This is a genomic window from Paraburkholderia sp. BR10872 (genome assembly GCF_040965835.1).
Classification (GTDB): Bacteria; Pseudomonadota; Gammaproteobacteria; order Burkholderiales; family Burkholderiaceae; genus Paraburkholderia; species Paraburkholderia nodosa_A.
Genome location: NZ_JBFRCN010000015.1, coordinates 16,423 through 36,513, shown reverse-complemented (window position 1 = coordinate 36,513; position 20,091 = coordinate 16,423). Strand labels below are relative to the sequence as shown.

At 62.4% G+C, this 20,091-nt stretch carries 13 protein-coding genes; 8 read left to right on the top strand and 5 right to left on the bottom strand.

Going from position 1 to position 20,091, the window contains the following annotated elements; genetic code table 11:
* Positions 1 to 346: 346 nt before the first annotated feature.
* The gene (locus tag AB4Y43_RS14315; RefSeq protein WP_368728060.1) at positions 347 to 1,024 is read left to right on the top strand and encodes a hypothetical protein; all 678 of its coding nucleotides are present in this window, start codon (positions 347 to 349) and stop codon (positions 1,022 to 1,024) included.
* A gap of 130 nt (positions 1,025 to 1,154) precedes the next feature.
* On the opposite strand, the gene AB4Y43_RS14310 is transcribed toward AB4Y43_RS14315, so the two are convergent.
* From AB4Y43_RS14310 to AB4Y43_RS14290, 5 genes are all read right to left on the bottom strand, one after another.
* The gene (locus AB4Y43_RS14310) at positions 1,155 to 2,411 is read right to left on the bottom strand and encodes an MFS transporter (protein ID WP_368618949.1); all 1,257 of its coding nucleotides are present in this window, start codon (positions 2,409 to 2,411) and stop codon (positions 1,155 to 1,157) included.
* 47 nt (positions 2,412 to 2,458) lie between these two features.
* Positions 2,459 to 9,478 (bottom strand): amino acid adenylation domain-containing protein, encoded by a 7,020-nt coding sequence (locus AB4Y43_RS14305; protein WP_368728059.1) that lies wholly within the window; start codon positions 9,476 to 9,478, stop codon positions 2,459 to 2,461.
* 899 nt (positions 9,479 to 10,377) lie between these two features.
* Complete coding sequence (locus AB4Y43_RS14300) at positions 10,378 to 10,674, bottom strand: hypothetical protein (protein WP_368728058.1); 297 nt, start codon at positions 10,672 to 10,674, stop codon at positions 10,378 to 10,380.
* 20 nt (positions 10,675 to 10,694) lie between these two features.
* Complete coding sequence (locus tag AB4Y43_RS14295; protein ID WP_368618946.1) at positions 10,695 to 10,997, bottom strand: DUF3761 domain-containing protein; 303 nt, start codon at positions 10,995 to 10,997, stop codon at positions 10,695 to 10,697.
* A gap of 172 nt (positions 10,998 to 11,169) precedes the next feature.
* Positions 11,170 to 11,310 carry a hypothetical protein gene (locus tag AB4Y43_RS14290; RefSeq protein WP_368728057.1) on the bottom strand — a complete coding sequence of 47 codons (141 nt, stop codon included), beginning with the start codon at positions 11,308 to 11,310 and terminating at the stop codon, positions 11,170 to 11,172.
* A gap of 871 nt (positions 11,311 to 12,181) precedes the next feature.
* Here AB4Y43_RS14290 and AB4Y43_RS14285 point away from each other — a divergent pair.
* The 7 genes from AB4Y43_RS14285 to AB4Y43_RS14255 all read left to right on the top strand — a co-directional run bounded on the left by AB4Y43_RS14285 (position 12,182) and on the right by AB4Y43_RS14255 (position 20,082).
* Positions 12,182 to 13,138: a nucleoside triphosphate pyrophosphohydrolase family protein gene (locus AB4Y43_RS14285; RefSeq protein ID WP_368618945.1), complete on the top strand. Its 957-nt coding sequence runs from the start codon at positions 12,182 to 12,184 to the stop codon at positions 13,136 to 13,138.
* Positions 13,135 to 13,842, top strand: coding sequence for a hypothetical protein (locus AB4Y43_RS14280; RefSeq protein WP_368728056.1), 708 nt, complete (start codon positions 13,135 to 13,137; stop codon positions 13,840 to 13,842). The genes AB4Y43_RS14285 and AB4Y43_RS14280 overlap by 4 nt, the downstream gene beginning before the upstream one ends.
* Positions 13,839 to 14,969, top strand: a complete 1,131-nt coding sequence (locus AB4Y43_RS14275) for a uracil-DNA glycosylase family protein (RefSeq protein WP_368618943.1) — start codon at positions 13,839 to 13,841, stop codon at positions 14,967 to 14,969. The genes AB4Y43_RS14280 and AB4Y43_RS14275 overlap by 4 nt, the downstream gene beginning before the upstream one ends.
* A gap of 511 nt (positions 14,970 to 15,480) precedes the next feature.
* A complete protein-coding gene (locus tag AB4Y43_RS14270) occupies positions 15,481 to 15,717 on the top strand; it encodes a hypothetical protein (RefSeq protein ID WP_368618942.1) in 237 nt (78 codons plus the stop codon).
* A gap of 302 nt (positions 15,718 to 16,019) precedes the next feature.
* Complete coding sequence (locus AB4Y43_RS14265; RefSeq protein WP_368619012.1) at positions 16,020 to 16,202, top strand: DUF3820 family protein; 183 nt, start codon at positions 16,020 to 16,022, stop codon at positions 16,200 to 16,202.
* 91 nt (positions 16,203 to 16,293) lie between these two features.
* On the top strand, positions 16,294 to 19,089 hold the full coding sequence (locus tag AB4Y43_RS14260) for a CHAT domain-containing protein (RefSeq protein ID WP_368728055.1): 2,796 nt from the start codon (positions 16,294 to 16,296) through the stop codon (positions 19,087 to 19,089).
* Between the two features lie 87 nt (positions 19,090 to 19,176).
* Positions 19,177 to 20,082: a hypothetical protein gene (locus tag AB4Y43_RS14255; RefSeq protein ID WP_368728054.1), complete on the top strand. Its 906-nt coding sequence runs from the start codon at positions 19,177 to 19,179 to the stop codon at positions 20,080 to 20,082.
* The last annotated feature ends 9 nt before the right edge of the window (positions 20,083 to 20,091 follow it).

The following is a 20,091-nucleotide window of genomic DNA, read 5'->3' as shown; positions in this document are numbered from 1 at the left end:
TCCGCTGTCCCGACAACTAATAGCAGCACGGTGTCCTTGGTCTTCTTCACTGGATCCGGAAGCCGCCCAGTTCTGCATGGAACCAAGCCTGCCTCGTTAACCACTCAGAATCAGCAATATCCGCGTCGCGCTCGCCCAAGGCAAATCTATGTTGATCGCTATGGCGAGTCGGGATTTGTAGTCCCGGTAGTGTCAAAAGGTAGTGAGGCTATTGCGCCGATCTGTCAAGATTGGCGGCGCACGATCGGAGCGCTTGTGGCGAAAATGCACAGCACAATTTCTCTCCTGAATACGCTGGCTTGCGATTGCTTATACTCTGTGCACCTCTTTTTCCGAGGCGCTTCGTATGCTGCAGGAATGGCTTTTTTTCCCGCGACTTGGCTGGAATACTCCTATTACTTTGGCGCTAACGTCGGCGATGGTCGGCAGTGTCGTAACGCTAGTTTGGATCGCGGCGCGAGATGGCCGAGAACGCAGGCGCCACCGACGTGACACTTCTTTGGAGCTGGCGTTAGCGCTGGAAAGCTACGCTCGGACCTGTCGTACGGTGATGCATAAGGCAGCCTGGGCGGCGTCGGAGCCAGTCGGTCCCGCGATCCGTGAGCCCAGCAAGGGCGTGTCCGTTCCCGCCTTTGCCTATCCGGACAAGTTGCGATGGGACGTTCTGAGCCGTGGACTCGTCTCGGAGTTGCGCGAGTACCCGGCAACGGCGCACGCCGCTCGGGAGTATGTCGAGGCATTCCGCGAATTCGGTGAGCCGCTCGACTTTTGCGGTCAGGTTGAAATCGAATGTGCAAAAGCTGCGAGAGGAACGTTAGCGTTGGCTCGTACCACGCGCCGGCGGCACGGAGCCGCGACGTGGAAGCCGGGCGCCAGAGATTCGGCCATGGAGCGTGAACTGTCCGACTTCATCGCAATCGCCGAAGAAAAGCGCAAGCAATTGCTCGAATGTCGGACGGGGCCAACAGTCGGAGTTGGCTGGGAAGCTGACGTACAACCACTCAAACGCCAGTTAAGCGTGTGAGGGCTCGACGACGCAAAGCGGCATCAGTCCGCGAGCCGCTTTGCGCCCTGACTGGTTATTCAGCGTAAAGCAGTCGTTCGGCTCTGTAGCCTACGTAGAGCTGAGATCTTGTAAGGTGGCGTGTTCCCTCCTAATCTGTAGCAGGAGCGCCCGGTTGCCGGTCGTCGTAACCTGCGCGCTTTTCCTGGTAGCCTATCGCTGCTGATTGCCTGGCGCAAAGCAGCAGACCCAACATGGGAAGCGCGATATAGCTCACGCCCAGCAGCGTAATCACGTCGCTCGACACGGACGACACGAGGCTATTCACACCGAACGCCAGTCCCATCTGCGAGCAGCAATAAATGGCGCCTGCGCCGCCGCGATGGGCCGTAAAGCGGCTCATGCAAATGGCCGACGCGCAAAGCACGATAAACGAGTAGCTGAACGACACGCCCGCGACGCTCAGCAGAAAGCCGCGCGCGGACAAGCCACCCAGCGTCGAAAGCGTCAGCAACGCAACGCCGCAGAAGATGGCGATGAAAAGCCCGGCGATCATTGTCGGGAGCATCCCGAATCGGCCGATCAACCTGGGCAACAGCAAACGGCTGACGACCAGGCCGCTACCGACCAGCGCGCTGACCCATCCGTACTGCGTGGCGGAATAGCTGAACTGCTGCTGCAGCACGAATGGGCTCGAGCTCGTGTACATGACAAAGCAGGTCATGCCGACACCGGCCACAATGGTCGACGAAACGAACGTCGCATCCGACAACACCACGCGGTAGGCCGCGAAGACATCGCGTGCCGTGATCGAGCGATTCTTGTGCGCGTTCGTTTCACGGCAGCGCAGATAAACCGCGAACATCGCGCAGAGCAGCAACGCCATGACGACAAAGTTGGCGCGCCACCCGAACCACGTTTGCACGAAGCTGCCCACCAGCGGGCCGAGCACGAACGAAAGCCCCGTGAACAAGGTGATGTACGAACTGGCAATCGCGTAACGATCGCCTTGCACGATATCGGCCAGCACGATGCGCGACAGGGCGAGGCACACGCCGCTGCCCAGCCCCTGAACGAAGCGCGCGAGCAAAAAGCCCGTGATCTTCGCAGCGAACACGGTCCAGAGATTACCCATGATCGCAACCGCGAGGCCGATCAGAATGACGGGCTTGCGGCCATGCTTGTCGCTCATCGGTCCATACACGAGCGCTCCCACGCCCGTCCCGAAGAGAAAGACGGAGATCGACGCCTGCACATATTGCTGCGAGGCGTGCATGACGTTCATGATTTCCGGCAGCGACGAAAGATGAATGTCCGTGCCGAGCAGACCAATGAGGAGCAACGCCGTGACCACCACGACGACCTTCATTTCATCGCGGCTAAAGCGCACTTTTTTCGATGGGGACACAGACCGTCCTTGCAATGTTTCGGGCTCGAGCGAGGTGGGCTGGGGCATCAGGCGAGGCACTCCTGCTCGTGCCTTTGCAGATGACGCGCGATGATCTGCGCGCTTTCGCGACTCATGATGCTGTGGTGATCGCCCGGCACGTGCACGACGTCCAGCGCTTCGGCGAGCGCGCCCCAGCCGAGGTCGGGTTCGCCGAACTGCCGCGCGAAACCTTCCTCGCCACAGCACAGCAGCACGCGTCCGCTAAAGGGCGCCGGACGATACGTGCGAAGCGCTTCGTCATTCGCGGCGATCACCGACAGCACCTGCCTGATCTGCCGCTCGCCTGTGCCGGCCGGCAGCAAGCCTTGTTGCGTTGCGGCTTCGAGCACATGGCGCCAGTGCACGTCAGCGGGCACATCGCGCAAGTTCTCCCAATCGAATGACAGCTTCGGCATGAGAATACCGAGCATCACGGCGTCGTCGCTGAGCCATTGCCGGGCCGCCATCTTGCCGTAGGTACCGTTGCGGTACAGCGGTTGCACGCTGGTGTTTTGCGCGCGCGAGTCCAGCAGGGCCAGCAGCGCCACGCTTTCGCCGCGTCGCTCAAGCTGCTGCGCCATCTCGTACGCAATGCATCCGCCCATCGAATGCCCGATCAGCCGGTATGGGCCCTCGGGCTGCACCGATTTCATCAGGTCGATGTAATCCGAAGCCATCGCTTCGATGCTGCGCAGCGGGGTCGATTCGCCTAGCAGGCCGCCCGCCTGGATGCCGTACACGGGCTGGTCGCCGCCCAGGCTGCGCGTGAGTTCGACGTAGTTGGTCGTATGGCCGCCATACGGGTGAATGCAGATGAGTGGCGGCAACGCGCCCGTGGTGCGCATGCCTACCAGTTGCTGGCGGCGCGGGTCGCGCATCGTTTGCAACGAAGCGGCGAGCGCTTGCACCGTGGGGCTTTCGAGCAACGCCGCCGCCGGCAGTTGATGGCCGATCAACTGCTCAATCTGCAGAATGACGCTTAGCGCCGAAAGCGAGGTGCCGCCGAGTTCGAAGAAGTTGTCGGTCACGGCAACCGACGGCATGCCGAGCACCTCCGCGAAGATGCGGGTCAGCTGCGACTCCACGGTGTCGTGCGAAGAAGCCGCGGTCGACGCATCGTGGGATGCGGCTGCGTCCGGTTCGGTCGCGGATTGGCGAGGCTGCAAAGCCACAGCACGCGCCGGGCTCGTGCTTCGTGCCTGCGGCCAGAAACGTTGACGCTCGAACGGATAGCCCGGCAACGCGGCACGCCGCCGCTTGGCGCCTTCGTGCAGCTTATCCCAGCACGGCGCGACGCCAGCCACCCACAAGCGCCCCACGCTCAGCGCCAGCGCGCCGCAATCGGACCATCCCGGCGCGCCGGAGAGCGTGGCCGTTGCGACTCGCGCATTCGCACTGTCCGCATGCCGCCGGACGATCGAGGTGAACGCGTGCCCCGGGCCCACTTCGACAAAGAGCCCGTCCGGTGACTGAAGCAACGTGTCGAGCCCCTCGGCGAACCGCACCGTCTGGCGCATATGGCGCACCCAATGTGCAGGATCGGTGGCCTGCTCGTTCGTGACCCACGTTCCGGTCACGTTGGTGATGTACGGAATCTGCGGAGCACGCAACTCGACCTGGCTGACGAGCGCCATGAATGACTCGAGCGCCGGATCGAGCAGCGCGGAATGAAACGCGTGCGACGTTGCCACGCGCTTGCAGCGCAAGCCGGCGTCGTCGAGGCGCACCTGCACGGCGTCGATCTGTTCGGCCGGACCCGCGAGCACGCTAGAGCGCGCCGCGTTGACCACAGCGAGATCCACGCCGTTCGCGACGTAGGGCGCCAGTTCCTGCGCCGACGCTTCGACTGCGAGCATCGAACCGGCGGGCAAGGCCTGGATTAGCTGGCCGCGCAGGACGACGAGCTTCAGCGCACCGGCCAACGACATGACGCCGGCCACGCACGCGGCCACGTATTCGCCGAGGCTGTGCCCCATCATCGCGTGCGGGCGCACGCCCCAATGTTCCAGTTGTCGCACGAGCGCATATTCGACCACGAAGAGCGCGGGCTGCGTGATGGACGTCTGCATGAGCCGCTCGCGTGCGGCATCGGTTGCGCCGGGTACATCGACTGGCGGATACAGGACCGTGCGGATGTCGAGGTCCATGAGCGGCTGAAGCAACTGCGCACAGTGGTCGACACAATCGCGGAACACGACTTCGGACGCGTAGAGATCGCGGCCCATGTTGACCTGCTGCAGACCTTGTCCGGGGAACAGGTAGGTGACGCGCGCGGACGGCGCGGTCACGCCCGTGCCGCTGCGCGTTGCGGGCAGTGCAGTGAGCGCTTCGAGCGCGGCGGACGCACTGTCGCACACGACGACGCGCCGGTGCGGGAAGTGCGTGCGTCCCAGTTGAAGCGTGTAGGCGATATCGCCCAGATCGGCGGCAGGATCGTCCCGCAGGTGGCTGGCCAGGTTGTCGGTCATCGCCTGCAGCGCACGCTCCGATTTCGCCGACAACGCCAGCACGTGAAACGCCGCATCGCCTTCGCGCTCGCGCGCGGCCTGCGACGGCGCTTCCTGCAGAATCACGTGCGCATTCGTGCCGCCAATGCCGAACGAACTCACGGCGGCGCGCCGCGGCGTGGCGGTGCGCGGCCAGTCGGTCAGCGTGTTGTTCACCCAGAACGGGCTCTTTTCGAGTTCGAGCTTCGGATTGGCCGACTCGAAATGCAGCGTCGCCGGAATCTTGCCGTGATGCACGGATAGCGCAGCCTTGATGAGGCCGGTGACGCCCGCCGCTGCGTCGAGGTGGCCGACATTCGACTTCACCGAGCCGAGCGCGCAGAACTGCCGCGCATCCGTATGGCGGCGCCACGCGCGCGTGAGCGCATGAACTTCGATCGGGTCGCCCAGCGGCGTTGCGGTGCCATGTGCCTCGACGAAGCCGATGCTTGCCGGATCGACGTCCGCACGCGCGAGCGCATGCTCGATCACGTCGGCCTGGCCGTCGGTGGCCGGGGCGGTGAAGCCCACCTTCGCGTTGCCGTCGTTGTTGATCGCGGAGCCCTTGATGACCGCCCACACATGGTCGCCGTCTGCGAGCGCGGCGGACAAACGCTTGAGCACGACGATCGCGCCGCCGCTGCCGCGCACCGTGCCTTGCGCGCGGCTGTCGAACGGACGGCAGCGCCCATCGGCCGAAAGAATGTGCCCTTCCTGATGCAGGTAACCGGTGCCGTGCGGCATTTCGAGCGACACGCCGCCTGCCAGCGCGATATCGCATTCGCCGAGCAGCAATTGCTGGCAGGCCACATGAACGGCGACGAGCGAGGTCGAGCACGCCGTTTGCACGGTCAGCGCCGGGCCGCGCAAATTGAGCTTGTACGCGAGCCGCGTGGAGAGAAAGTCCTTCTCGTTGAGGATGGTGGTCTGGAACAGTTCGGCAGCGCTTTCCGGATGCGCGTCGAGATAATGGAGCAGATACCCCGAGCGGCCCGTGCCGCCGACCACGCCGATCCTGCCGGTGTAGCCCGCGTTCGCATAGCCCGCGTGTTCCAGTGCCTGCCAGCCCGTTTCGAGGAAGAGGCGCTGCTGCGGGTCCATCAAGAGCGCTTCGCGCGGCGGGTAGCCGAAAAACGCGGCGTCGAATCGATCCACGTCGTCCAGCACGCCCTTGCGCTTCACGTAGCGAGGGTCGGCAAGCAGGGCGGGATCGACGCCGGCCGCGAGCAGCTCGCTATCGCTCAGTGGCCTGACCGATTCGACACCGGCCACGAGATTGCGCCACAACTCCGCAACGCTCTGCGCACCGGGGAAGCGACCCGCCATGCCGATGATGGCGATGTCGGTGTCTGCATGATCGACGCCATGCGGCACGCGCGCCGCTTTTCGCGCGATGTATTGCGCAGGGTTGGACGGCGCGGCAACGGCTGCCGGTCCGGACGCGCCGCGCAGGTGATCTGCCAGCGACCGGATGTTCGGAAAGCGGAACAGGTCCATCGTCGGCACGTGTTGCCTGAGTGTCTGTTCGAGTTCGATCTCCACGCGAACGAGATCGAGCGAATGACCGCCGACTTCGAAGAAATTGTCGTCAATCCCCACGGCGTCCAGCTTCAACACCGCTTTCCACACGTCGGCAATCTGCTGCTCGAGCGCGTCGCGCGGGGCGAGCACGCTGTGCGGGGTCACGCGCTCGGCGTCGGGCAATGCCGCGCGATCGATTTTGCCGTTTGGGGTGAGCGGCCATGCGTCGAGCAGCATGATCGCCGAGGGCAGCATGAAGTCGGGCAGCTTGCCTTGCGCATGGGCGCGAATGTCAGCAGCGGTGATGGCGCCCGCTTCGTGAGCAATGGCGTAAGCCAGCAGCGATGGCGCGCCGCCGTTCGTCGCCCGCGCGATCACCAGCGCTTCGCGCACGCCGGCGCATCCGGCGATCACCGACTCCACTTCGCCCAGCTCGATGCGAAAGCCGCGAATCTTCACCTGATGGTCGAGGCGCCCGAGGTATTCGAGGCTCCCGTCGGGCAGAAAGCGGGCGAGGTCGCCCGTTTTATACATGCGCGCGTGCGGGCCTCCGAACGGATTGGCGATGAATCGCTCGGCCGTGAGGTCGGGGCGGTTCAGGTAACCGCGTGCAAGACCGGAGCCAGTAATATGGATCTCGCCCGCAATTCCCACCGGCACCTGCTGCAATTGCGCGTCGAGCACGTACACGCGCGTGTTCGCGATCGGCCGCCCGAGCGACACGCGTTCGGCGTCCGGCTGCAGGGGCGCAATGGTCGCGCACACCGTCGCTTCGGTCGGCCCATACGCGTTGAGAAAGCGGCGTCCAGGCGCCCAGCGCTTGACGATGTCGAGGCTGCATGCCTCGCCGGCAGCGGCAACAGTGCGCAGTGTCGGCACATCTTCGGGCTGCAGCAAAGCAAGAACGGAAGGCGGCAGCGTGATCACCGTCACGGCGTGGCGCGCGATGGTGTCAATCAGCGCCGAGCCCGGCATCATGTCCGCTTTCGACGCGAGGCACAGCGCGGCGCCGGCGCACAAGGTGCTGAAAATTTCCGCGACCGACGAGTCGAAACTCGCCGACGCGAACTGCAGGAGGCGGCTGTCTGGGCCGATTTCGAACAACGCGGCCATGGTATGGACCATGTTGGACAGGCCGTAGTGCTCCAGCATCACACCCTTCGGGCGTCCGGTGGAACCGGAGGTGTAGATGACGTACGCGAGATCGTTCGGCTTCGAGGCGATCTCGAGGTTGTGCACGGATTCGCCGGCAATGGCAGCGGCTTGCGTATCGACGCACACGCGCCGTACCTTTGCGGACGACACCTCCGCGCCGGCGCCCTGGCCCGTGAGCAGCAAGCTCAGCCCCGAATCGTCCTGCATGTAGGCAAGACGCTCCTGCGGGTAGCTCGGGTCCAGCGGCAAATACGCGCCGCCTGCCTTCAGCACCGCGAGAATCGCGACCACCAGCGCGGGGCCGCGCTCCATGCTTACGCCGACCAGCTCGCCCGGTTTCAAGCCGCCGCGGCGCAGATGATGTGCAAGCTGATTGGCGCGTGCGTTGAGTTCGGCATACGACACCGTCTGCGTTTCGTGAAGCAGCGCCGCGGCCTGCGGCCGGCGTTGCGCCCAGTCTTCGACGAGCCGGTGCGCGGGCGTCTGCGGGAAACGGCTTTCGGTTGCATTCCAGACGGCGTAAGCGGCGCGCTCGCGCGCGCTCAGCATCGACAAATGCCTAAGCTCCGTGTGCGGCGCTTCGACGGCGCTCGCGATCAACGTCTGGAATTGATCGACCAGATAGCGAATGCTCGGCGCGTCCCATAGGGCCGTGTTGTACCAGCACACCGCGCGCAGGCAGCCGTCCACCTCTTCGACCACGAAGTCGAGATCGAACTTGACGCCATGCTGCTCGAGCGGATAAGACGCGAGCGGCAGGCCGGCCAGATCGAGTTCCGAGCCACCCAACCCCATTCGTGCAGCCGCCACTCCGCGCATATGGTCGAGATGGGCTTTCTGGTACGTAAAGGACACCTGAAAAATGGGGCTGCGGCTCGCATCGCGCACCACGCCCAGTTGCTCCACGAGCAACGGGAACGGATAGTCTTGGTGTTCCTTCGCGCCGACCAGCACCTCCCGCACGTGCTGCAGAAACGCATTGAACGTGTTTTCGCCGTCCACACGCGCGCGCAGCGCGCAGGGGCTCGCGAAGTAGCCGACCGTGCGCGCGTAGCCTTGCGGCGGCCGCCCGAAGCGCGGCGAGCCGACCACGATATCGTCTTGCCCCGTATAGCGGTAGAGCAGCACGTAAAAGGTGGCGAGCAGCACCGTGTAAAACGTGACGTCCTGCGCGCGCGCGAGGGCGCGGATCTGCTGCGTGAGCGTTTTACCCAGCTCGAATGAATGACCCGCGCCAACGTGAGTCTGAACGCGCGGACGCGGCCGGTCGGTGGGCAGGTCGAGCACGGGAAGCTGGCTCAGCTGCTTTTTCCAGTAGGCGGCATGCGATTCACCCGCGGGGGACGCGAGCAGGTTTTGCTGCCACTCGACGTAGTCGACGTAAGACAGCCCGGTGGACGGCAATTCCGCCGTCTTTCCGTCAACGCGCGCCCGGTACAGCAGCCCCAGTTCTTCCATCATCACGATGAGCGACCACGTGTCGGCGGCAATGTGGTGGCAGTTCAGAAACAGCACGTGCGTGTCGGCAGCGCGTGAAAAAAGGCGTGCGCGGAAAACCGGGCCGTTTTTCAGGTCGAATCCTGTGTCAGCCTCTTGGGTCAGGCGCGCATGCAAGGCGGCAGCGTCCCATTGCGACGCATCGTCGTGCTGGAAATCCGGTTGACCGGGCGCATGGATCAACTGGACAGGTTCGCCTTCGGGTGCCGCGTACGTCGTACGCAAGACCGGATGCCGCTCAACCAGATCCTGCAATGCACCGCGAAATGCCTCCACGTTGAGCGCAGCGTGAATGGACCACGCCATGGGCAGGCTGTACTCCGCACCATTCGGATTCAGGCACCACAGAAACCACATGGCGCGTTGTCCGCGCGAGAGTTTCGCCATTGCGGGGGAGGGCGAAGACGGGGCAGCGTGGTCGGAGGAAGTGACGGCTTGGATTGTGTAGCGGTTCTGCGGTTGCATGCGGTAGTTATTACTTGTCTGGTCTTATTGAGTCGTTTCACGTCCACGACGAGGATCGGAGCGGCTGGCCGAAGAAATGTTGCCGGACGTGGCTGCGGAATCCGCGTCAGCGATCGACAGGACAAAACCGGCGGACGATTTATACCGAACGGAAACGCATATTTGATGACGGCCGACGTTGCACGATCGAACCATCGGTTCACGCAAAAGGGTCGACGCGATGAATGTCGTGCCCATCCCAACGGGTCGTCGTTCGGCCCGAATGAAAAACTTCTGATGGCGAACTCTAACGATGGCTTTCGCCCGGCTTTCTACGTGATTCGCTCAATCGGACGAAATGATGCTCGGTGTGCAGAAGGGAAAATGGCTCGGTTCGATTGCGCCTGCCGCTGGTTAACGACAGCTATCGCCAAACCTGAATGTCTATTGCGGGCGGTTGCTGCCAGCGGTCCGCGGATTCGATCAAGCGATCTCGGTTAAGGCATTTATGAAGGTATTTGGTAAGCTAAAGGGTGAGGTAATCAGCGAACGCTTAAATTCGCCAAGCAAATCGAAGCATCGCGCTCGAATGCTAGGCGCTCCATTTTCAAGCATCACTGGTCGACCACCGGACACGCGTCAGGTACTGCAACGTCCGCATCGGCGCGATCAATTAACCTGTCAGTTGACCAGGTTCGCGACGGACATGCGATAGATCTGACCGGCGCCGCGGCAATCGCGCATTCGAATCGTGTGCTGGAGGGGTAGCACTTGCCGGACTTCCTGAGAGTTCGCGCGAGGGCGGAGCATTGCCAGCCAGAACGCCATTCCTTCGCCGAGGATCAGGCCGCTGGCTTTTTGCAGGCGATGACCATCGATCGCTCGTTCGTCTTCGTGCCGAATAGGCCACTTCGGCTCGCGCCCACCGCATCCGCGTCTTCGTCGCTTCGGTCGATCACGTCGAAACCAGCCGTCTTGCAGATCTCCCCAGCTGCCTCGAAGCACTTGTCCCAGCCGCCGACGAAGCCGCTGCAGTTCAGCGTGTAGGCAGGTCGCCGATTTGGGGCAAAACTTTCGTGAACCGTGGCGCATGCACCAAGCGTTAGCATCGCGACGACACCCGTCAGTCCACGTTTCATTGTCCGCTCCCGGCTTTTCGTTATTCCCACTCGGCGACACCGTGATGACGCGAACACGTGCCCGAGTGGTGCTGGCTGAAACTGTATGTCCCGTCGCCACATCTTGCCGTGGCACCGACCGGCACGGCGCCGTTTCGGGAGTGCGCAGGCGAATGCACGATATGCCCTTCGTGGTTCACGTAGTGGCCGTGCTCCTGTAGTTGGGACTCGTCAGGCGACGATGGCTGGTAGGCATGGGCGATGCCTGCGAGCGCCAGCAGTGCAACGAGACTGCCGCATCGAGCTGTGATCAGCACGCGCACGGCGGCACGATTGCGACTCATGCGGATCCCTGTCGTCCTCGTTCTAATTTTGGGTGCCCGTCGCAAGCGGACCCTCGTCGGCATACGAGGCACGGGGGGCAGTGGCCATTTCAATGTCCATCATTGGAGTTGCGGGGTGGTATTAAAAACCCGTCATGCAGACGGGTGTAAGTGGGCAAAGCGTTGGTTGCCGCTACTTCTTCTTGGGCGGGGGTGCCGGTTGCTTCCTTGCCTGGCTCAAATCCGAACCCGCGACCGACTTCTGGTTGGGTGTGCTCTTCTTGTTCGAAAGCTGCTTGCTAGCGAGCTTGGCGTCTTTCTTTCCCGTAGCCATAAACACCTCTCAACTGGTTGTGATTGTACTGCTGAGCTAATGTAGGAATAATTTAACCGAATGTGCGAATAGCGTTTACCCGTGCCTGCCGGGTAAGTTGCACCAGGAACGTCGGGCGGTTGCAGTTTGAAGCGCTCAATCGCGCCTCCGTAGGCTCAATCGATGGGCGAAACAATACTGAGATCGCCCACAAGATCAAGAACATATTCGAACTGCTTCCGTGGGCAGAGGGCGGAATCGTTGCGGCCGGACGGCGGCAGACATCCACGGCAGCTAACGGGGCCATCCGCTCACCCACTTCGATTTCTCGTGGATCGCAGTTCGGCCTTTGCGGACGTTGGAGCGACACGAGCTGTTAGGCAGTTGAGAGGCGCTTTGCCGCCGTTCGCGCCGTCGTAGCCTCGCATGCCAGGTGCTGGGAATGAGTACTCGCGATCTACAGCCCGTCATCTGGGCCACTGCAGCGGCTAAGACGGCGATTGAGTTCCGGGAGACATCCGGCGCTACAGTCGTTGGCTGCTTGTCAACTTGAGCGGCCGGTCGCAGACGGTGCCCTGAATTGCTCCGGCGGCAACATCACAGGACGGTGACCATTTGTCGACTGTTGCGAATTCGAAAAATCAATCGAGCCGATTCGATGCATTTCGCATAAACCGCGGGAAAAAGCTGAATTTTACTTTGCGCGCTGGCAGATCGCTGTCATTCTTACCGCCAACATAGTCGGCCACGTCGAGAATATCCGGAAAGCCGTCCTTTATGTCGGATTAGAAAGTGTGGGCGGGCAGTAGTGGCACATCGACTATGCTGCGCCGAAACGCACGGTTCACGAATTATTTGGAGCATGCTTTAAATTCATGTTCGGGGAGGGCGTATGCCGCGAAGCGCGCCAGTTGAGAAAACCGAGGAAAGTTCGACAAGTGGCGCTAGCGCGACGATGACAACGTTTAGCGAATACCAAGCGATGGTCGAGCGCACCAATGAACGTCCCTCCCGCGCAGTCTCACTAATGGGTCTCGTCGGTGAAGTTGGTGATCTTCACAGCATGATGAAGAAGCTCCTCCTGCAAAAGGACAATCCCCTGTTTCGAACAGAGCTGCGAGAAGAGTTCGGCGATTTGCTCTGGTATCTGACCAGTCTGGCTTCTCTGTATGAAATCCCGTTGGCGGAGATCGCCAAAGCAAATGCCGAGAAGGCTGAATCGCTGTATTCGGAAGGAAGTGTCAACGTTTTCGATAGCGGCTTTGCGCCAGATGAGAGGCTGCCTCGGCGCTTCGTTGTCAACTTCTACGAGAAACCACTGGAGCGAAGCCTATACGTCAAGGTCTCCGTCAATGATGTCGTCATCGGTGATGCACTAACCGACAATTCACACGAGGACGATGGCTATCGCTATCACGATGTATTTCATCTCGCGTATGCGGCCGTACTCGGGTGGTCTCCCGTCTGCCGATCGTTGCTCAAGTGCAAACGCAAGTCGAACGCCAAGATTGACGAAGTGGAAGATGGTGCGCGCGCCGCTGTAATTGAGGAAGCTGTCTCAATTCTTGTTTTCAATCAGGCAGAAGAGCGAGGATGGTATGTAGACCGCAGTTCTATCGACATCGGACTGCTCAAGACCATTCGCAGGATGGTAACTGGCTTGGAAGTGCGCACTTGTACAGCAAAGCAGTGGCAGCTAGCGATTTGCCAAGGCTACGCCGTGTTCCGTGAACTAAAGAGAAATGGCGGTGGCGATGTGACTGTTGATTTGGACAAGCAACGCATTACATATCGTGTGTCACCCCCTACAAAATGGGTATCTTCGATCGCAAAGGGACGACGAGTATGACGATTCCCGTCGTTGAAGGTCCTACGGCACTGGAAGCTTGGCGCGCGGGCTGTTCTCTCCTACTTGACGCACGGGGCGAAGTCAGCAATCTGATTACTATGGTGGATCAACCGTGCGAAGCAGAGGGCGATTGGTTGAAGCAACATTCGCCGGCTCGCATAAAGGCCGGGGCAGATGACGCCTGCGACGTCGCCAATACGTTGTTTCCGCAGCGGACCTGCGACCGAGCAGCAACGCGATCGGAGTTCTATACCCGCTACCTGCAAGTTCATGACCGCGCTCGTAGATGGCAACGTGGGCGCCACGCATGGGGCACGTACTTTGAGCGGCTCGTTCGGTTTCCGCCGGATGGCGTCAATCAGCTAGAGCGTGCAATCGACAAGCTGAGCACATGGCCACAGCGCAACACCACCGGTCTAGTATTTCATCTCTCATCTCCAGCGGTAGATGCACCCCGTACAAGAGGGGGGCCTTGCTGGCAGTTTGGAGAAATTCTTTGGAACGCCGACGATTCCCTGGACCTTGTCGTGGTATACCGGAACCATGACTTCTTCAACAAAGTGCTGGGAAATTTCATCGGATTAGGCCGGCTGCTTCGGTTCATATGCGTGGCCTCGAACAAGCGGCCCGGAAAGCTTGTCTGCCATTCGGTTCATGCTTACTTTGACTGCTCTCAGCAGCAGCTTCGTTCACTGATTCAATGACGTCCGCCGATGAAAAGGAGACCAAGTTCCTCGACTTGGTTAAACGTGTAACCGCGTGCGAGAAATGCCCGCGGATGACGGGGAGCGCGCGCGTTCTCGGACCCGGTTGCGGTTCTCTTGACGCGCCGCTTATGTTTGTTGGAGAGGCGCCCGGGCGGCTCGGGGCCGATGGGTCGCACTTGCCCTTTCACGGGGATAAATCCGGTCACAACTTTGAGAGCCTCATCGAACAGGTAGGAATCAGTCGATATGAAACGTTTGTGACTAATGCAGTGTTGTGCAACCCTAAAGATGAACGTGGCAACAATGCGACGCCTACGCCTGTCGAGATCGCAAACTGCGCGCCTTTCCTGAGGGAAACGATCGAAATAGTCGATCCTTCACTTGTAGTTACACTTGGCGCTGTGGCGCTCAAGGCGTGCGGCCTGCTTCAAGCGCACGCACTTTCGCTCCGCGAGCACGTTAGAACGAACAACGCGTGGTTGCGCCGGACGCTGATACCTGTGTATCACCCGGGGCAAAGAGCCATGGTTCACCGCAGTTTCGCAAATCAGCTAAGTGACTACCAGTTCGTCGCTGAGACTCTGAAGAGGCGAAAGCGGCAGCGTAAGAGATCGGTCAGTGGCAAGCCTAGGGCTGATGCAGCAAAGCTCGGTCACGTTGCTCGCAGGATATTGCAGGGTAAGCCGGAAGGGCTTAGTTACTTCGCGCTTCATAAGTTGTGTTTCCTAGCTGAGCTCGCATCACTTGAAGCAACCGGGGAACGTCTTACGAATGCGTATGTCGTCCGGCAAAAGGACGGTCCATATTTTGTAGACTTGCACTTGGCAAAGCTGCCGCAGTTGGTCCCCGGAGTCATGATTCGGCCCGTCGGCAGCAAGGTCATGCTTGGGCTTGCCAGGCAGGTTGATTTTCTTACGAACGAGCCCATTCAGGCTCTGTCTGCCCATGATGAAGCAGCGGTAAAGGCCGTCGTAGTGAAGTATGGTGAGATGCGTGACGAAGAACTTAAGAGGGTCGTCTACCTGAGCAAATACATGCGCGCGCTACTCCGAAAGGAGAAATCGAATGGCGCAAATCTTTATAACGCCGCCGTGCTGCCATTCGTGACGAAAGACTCACGTTAGTCCACAACAGCTGCCTCGGTTCGGAATTGTGTAACTCTTTGAATTTTGTCAAAGGTGCCAATTTCGAGGGTCTATAGTTCGCGCCCTCGAATGACCACCTTTGAGCAGTACTTATCGACTATGCGCGCCCGAGAAGCGGGCAAGTGGCCGAAAAGGGTGGTCGTTAAGACCCATTCGACGGTGATGAGAGTTGCCATTCGTCGACGCCGGTTTGCGAGCGTCCGCAAAGGTATGTGCAGCAGTCGCACGAACCGGTTCCCAGACCATCCGCAAAGGCCGATATGCGCGCATTTAATGGTGAGCGGCTTTCCGAGTGATCCGGCCGTTCGAGCGACCGCCGGACGACACAGGTGATCGCCAGCAATTGGGCCGGTTCGCGCCTTACCGGACGAAACGGCGACGCACGCGATCTTATCCGCGTTTATTCTCCCGATCGAGTGCAGAAAATGCTTCACACAACAGCGCTTCCTGGTCGGTAAGGCGCTGTTTGTCGCGTGTGTGGAGTTTGCGCATGTTTTCCATCTTCCGCGAATCGCGGGCGTGTCCTGCAAATGGTCTTGGGCATCAGCGCCCAGTCCGGATCAAGGCACACAAGGGAGAGCAGAAATTCGCGGTGAGCCTGGCTCAGTGCGCGTGGCAGAACATGATGAATTTGCGCCTGGACTGCCTCGAGCTGGGCGAGACCGACCTCGTCCACCGTCATCCCCACAAAACCCGCCTCGTATTACACGTGCAAGCCAGGCGCTGATGGCGTCGAGATCGTCATCGGCGCCGATCTGGCGGCGTCCGGTGGCGCGGTTCGCGCCGTTGGCGGCCGTCCAGGTCGTCGGGTATCGCGAGCGTGTCGAGAGGGCGAGGCGTGATGAGGGCGATTTCCATGGGAAGTTGGTTGGCTTACGGCTACCCCTCAGACCCAGCAATTTCCGCACCCCGCTCTTTCTGACCCGCACCCGGCACCGCGAAACGGCCAACGATTCTGGTTGCGCAAAGGCGCAGCCGTGCGCGACCGGGCGTCTGTGTCCAGGTGGACGCGAGGACGAGGGATCGTAGATTTCGCAACTAACCGCCTCCGCCATCCTCACGCTCATTGCGGACCTGCCCGGGCATTACCTCAACTGGTTTGCCCGCGAAGGGTTTCCCAAAGGGGAAATCGGCCGCCTGCTCGCACTGATGCAGGAGATGGACCACAACGACCTGAAGGGTTTGCTCGATCCGCTGCGCAAACGCGGTTAGCGTCAGACAGAGCGAGGAATCGAACCTCTCGCCGCGCATGATCTATGCTGGCAGCACGACACACGCCGCACTCTGCGCGGAGACCCTTGCCATGCACCGTCCGCCTCTTGTTCTCGAGGTTAGCGGCTACACCGACGCTGATCACTGGAGCTGGCATCTCAAGGATGCCGGGGGCGCCACGCTGGCTGCGCACGCCGTGACCCTCGCGCACAGCGACTGGCGCCGCGAGGGGCTGTTCAACCTGCCCGCGTGGCTTCGCTACCATTGCGCGCCGGACACTGCTGACGAAGACGAGCAGCGTCATCTCCAGGCGTTCGGCGCATGGCTGGGCGAGATCGTTCTCGGGCCGGCAATCGCAGGCCATATCGTTGCGCATGGCAATCCGGACGCGCTGGTCCGGGTCGTCTTGCCGCTCGTAGCCGCGCCCTTGCTTGCGTTGCCGCTGGAGTTGGCGCATGCGAGCGGGCGGCCCCTCGGCCAGCGTGGCGTGAGCTTCGTTTTCGAGGTCGCGCGAGAGGGGCTCGCGCGCACGCCGGCGCCTGGCGGGTCGCTGCGCATTCTCGCGCTGTTCAGCGTGCCGCCCGCGGGCAGCCCGCTCAACCTGCGCGGTGAGCGGCAACACCTGCAGTCGCTCGTGAGCCGGCTTGCAGCACAAGGCCGGCGCGTCGAACTGCGGGCGCTACAGTACGGCGTCACGCGCAAACGGCTGGAGCAACTGCTGGGCGAGGATGGCGGCTGGGACATCGTCCATTTCGCTGGCCACGGAACGAGCGGCGCGCTGCTCCTCGAGCGGTCCGATGGGGCGCCGGACCCCGTGACGCCCGACGCGATCGTGCGCATGCTCAGCGTGACCACCGGGCGTTTGAAGCTGGTCGTGCTCGTTGCGTGCCATTCCGCTTCGGCGAGCGTGGGCGCGACGCTGAGCTGGCTTGGCGCGCCCGACACACCTGGCGAATCCGACGCCGATGCAGAGGCCGCCGGCCGCGTCGAGCAGGGTCTCGCGCAAATGCCCGCGTGGGTGCTGGAGCGCGGCCTCGACTGCGCCGTGCTCGCCACGCGTTACGCGGTCGACGATCAATACGCCGCGTTGTTGACCAACGCGCTCTATCAGCGCCTCCTCGAACGCGGCGAGGCGCTGCCGCGCGCCGCGAGTATCGCTTCGGAACACGCGCTGCGTGCGCTCGGCCGGAGCGGCTCTGCGCCGGACCCTCCGTTATCCATGACCATGCCGATGTTGCTCGGCAGGCACGCTGCCGACTTGAGGTTTGCCGTGCACCCGCACGCGAGTCTGGAGGCTCGCGATGCGGTGCCTGCGGTGCCGCCGTTTGCGGCGGAGCCCCGGCACTTCGTTGGCCGCGTGCGGGCGATGACGCAAGCGAGCGAAGCGCTCGCGGAGCATGCCACCAGCCGGGGCGTGCTGTTTCACGGCATGGCGGGAGCGGGAAAGACCGCCTGCGTGGTGGAACTTGCCTGGCATCATCTCCGGGCGGCTCGCTTCGAACGGGTCGTCTGGTACAGGGCGCCCGAATTGAACGCCGACGCTTCGATGACCTTGAGCGCGCTCGCGCTCGCGATGGAAACGCAGTTGCCCGGCATCGCCATGCTTCATGCCGTGGCGAGCGAGGCCGCGCTGGCCCAATGGCTGCCGGTGTTTCGGCAAACGCTGGAGACGAGCACCGTTCTGATCGTGATCGACAACGTGGAAACGCTTTTGACGGCCAGTGGTCACTGGTGTGACCAGCGTTGGTCGATGCTGATGCGCGCCTTCCACGATCACGGAGGTGCGTCGCGCGTGGCGATGTCGAGCCGCATCGTCCCCACCGGCATGCCCGCTTCCTTCGTTCTACTGACCGTGCATGCCTTGCCGCTCGACGAAACCTTGCTGCTGATCCGCGAGCTACCCAATCTGGGGGCGCTGCTCGAAGGCCGTTCGCCCACTGTCCGTGCCGCGCGCGGCCGCGAATTGTTGCGCGACACCTTGCGGGCGGTGCAGGGCCACCCGAAGCTGATCGCGTTCGCGGAGCGGCTCGCCGCCGAGCCGGAACGCCTCGCACGGCGGTTGCGAGACATCGGAGGTCCCGGGCAGGCCGATGCGGACGCAGCCGACGCTTACCTGGTTCGCGGCGAAACCCACCGCGACGTTCAGGCGTTCCTCGATCAGCTCGATAGCTGGACGCGCGCGCTGTCTCGCGCGCTCTCGAAGTCCGTGAGAACGGTGTTCCATCTGCTTTGCGCAATGGAGCCGGACGACCGGCGCAGGGCGGTCGTCGAAGCCAATTGGCCGACGCTATGGCGCGAAACATCTCACGGCGCACAGCATGTGGACATGCGCGCGGCGATCGCACGGCTCGAAAGCTGCGGGCTCGTCGAGCTGCGCGCCGCCGCGGGGCAACGTGCCCACGCCGCCTTCGCGATTCACCCGGAGGTGGCGCGCGCCGGGCGGGCCGAGGCGGGCGTGCAATTCCAGACGCGCGTTGACGAGGTGATGGTGAATTACTGGTATCACCTCATGCGCGTGACCATGGACAATGCGGCGCGGGTGGCGAGTGCCGGCGCCACGGTCGCGCTGGCAGGCTGGTCCGCGTTTCCCTATCTGCTGCGCAACGGCGAATGGGATCTTGCCTCGCAGATGATCGAGCGGGTGATGCGCGTGGACGACTCGCCGCGCGCGACCGCGATGTTGCTTCCCGTCGTCACGCGCATGGCGGCCGCCACCGCGAAAACACCGAAGGCGTTGATCACCCAGACTCTACTGGCAAGCGTGCTGGATCGGGCCGGCTTTTGGCGCGAAGCCGTGGAGCGCTGGGAGGCCGTGCTCGATGCGGCCGAGCGCGCGGACAACTTCGCGGTGGCGGCGCCGGTGTGCAAAGATCTTGCGAATGCCTAGCAGTCCGTAGACATCGAGAAAGCGCAGGCTTATGCGAAGCTGCATCACCGCTATGCGAGCCTGGCCGGGGCCGGCACGTGGAGCGAGTTGTCCGCGCTCGGGCAGCAGCTTCAGTTGCTCGCGCAAAAGGCACAGTACGGCGAGGTGTTGACGCACCTGCCCGAATTGCGCCGGCGAATGATCGCGGCGGGCAAGCCGGGGCCGCTGGAAGCCATGCTGGACTGGAACGTGCGCAACGTGATTTTCGATACGGCGAGCGACGCCGCGTCTCAATACGGCAGAGCTTGCCTCGCTGCGGCAATGAGCCACGAGGGCACGGAAGCGCTCGACTGGGAGACCCGCGCGCGCGCCGCGTGGCGCGCTTCCCTGAAGTACAACGGCAAGGCGCGCGCCGCCCATCGCCGGCGTGGCGCCCTGCCGCTCGAACTGGCGCGCAACCGATTCAACGATAATGGCCCGCTGATCGATCTGGGGCGCTACGCCGAGGCGTACGCGATGCTTCTCGAATGCAAGAACGTGTTCGAGTCGGAAAATGCAGTTGCCGAACTCGGCAATCTTTATTCGGCGCTCGGCACCCTCGAACAGAAGCGTAAGCACATGAAGCAGGCGCGCGAATTCGAGGCCAGGGCGCTGCGCTACAAATACCAGGGCGGCGACGCGCGGCTTGTCGCCATCAGCCATTTCAATCTCGCCAACCGCTATCTCCCCGCGGACGCGGAGTCCGAGATCGGCGTGGCGCATCGCCTGGCCGCGGCACTCATCCGGGCCGCCAACGATCCCGATCGTGCCGGGTACTACGCGGCGACGCTGAAAGCGCACCTCGCCCAAGGCGGTGGACAGGCGAGCGCCGTACTGGCCAGCGATTTCGACGCACTGTGCGCGATCGTCGAGACAATAGACGGCGTGACTTTTCGTGCGTTGATGGCGCGCCTCGCGCCGGGGCGCGAGGGCGCACTCATGAAAGCCATCATCGCGACCGCGCTCGACGCGTGATCGCACGCG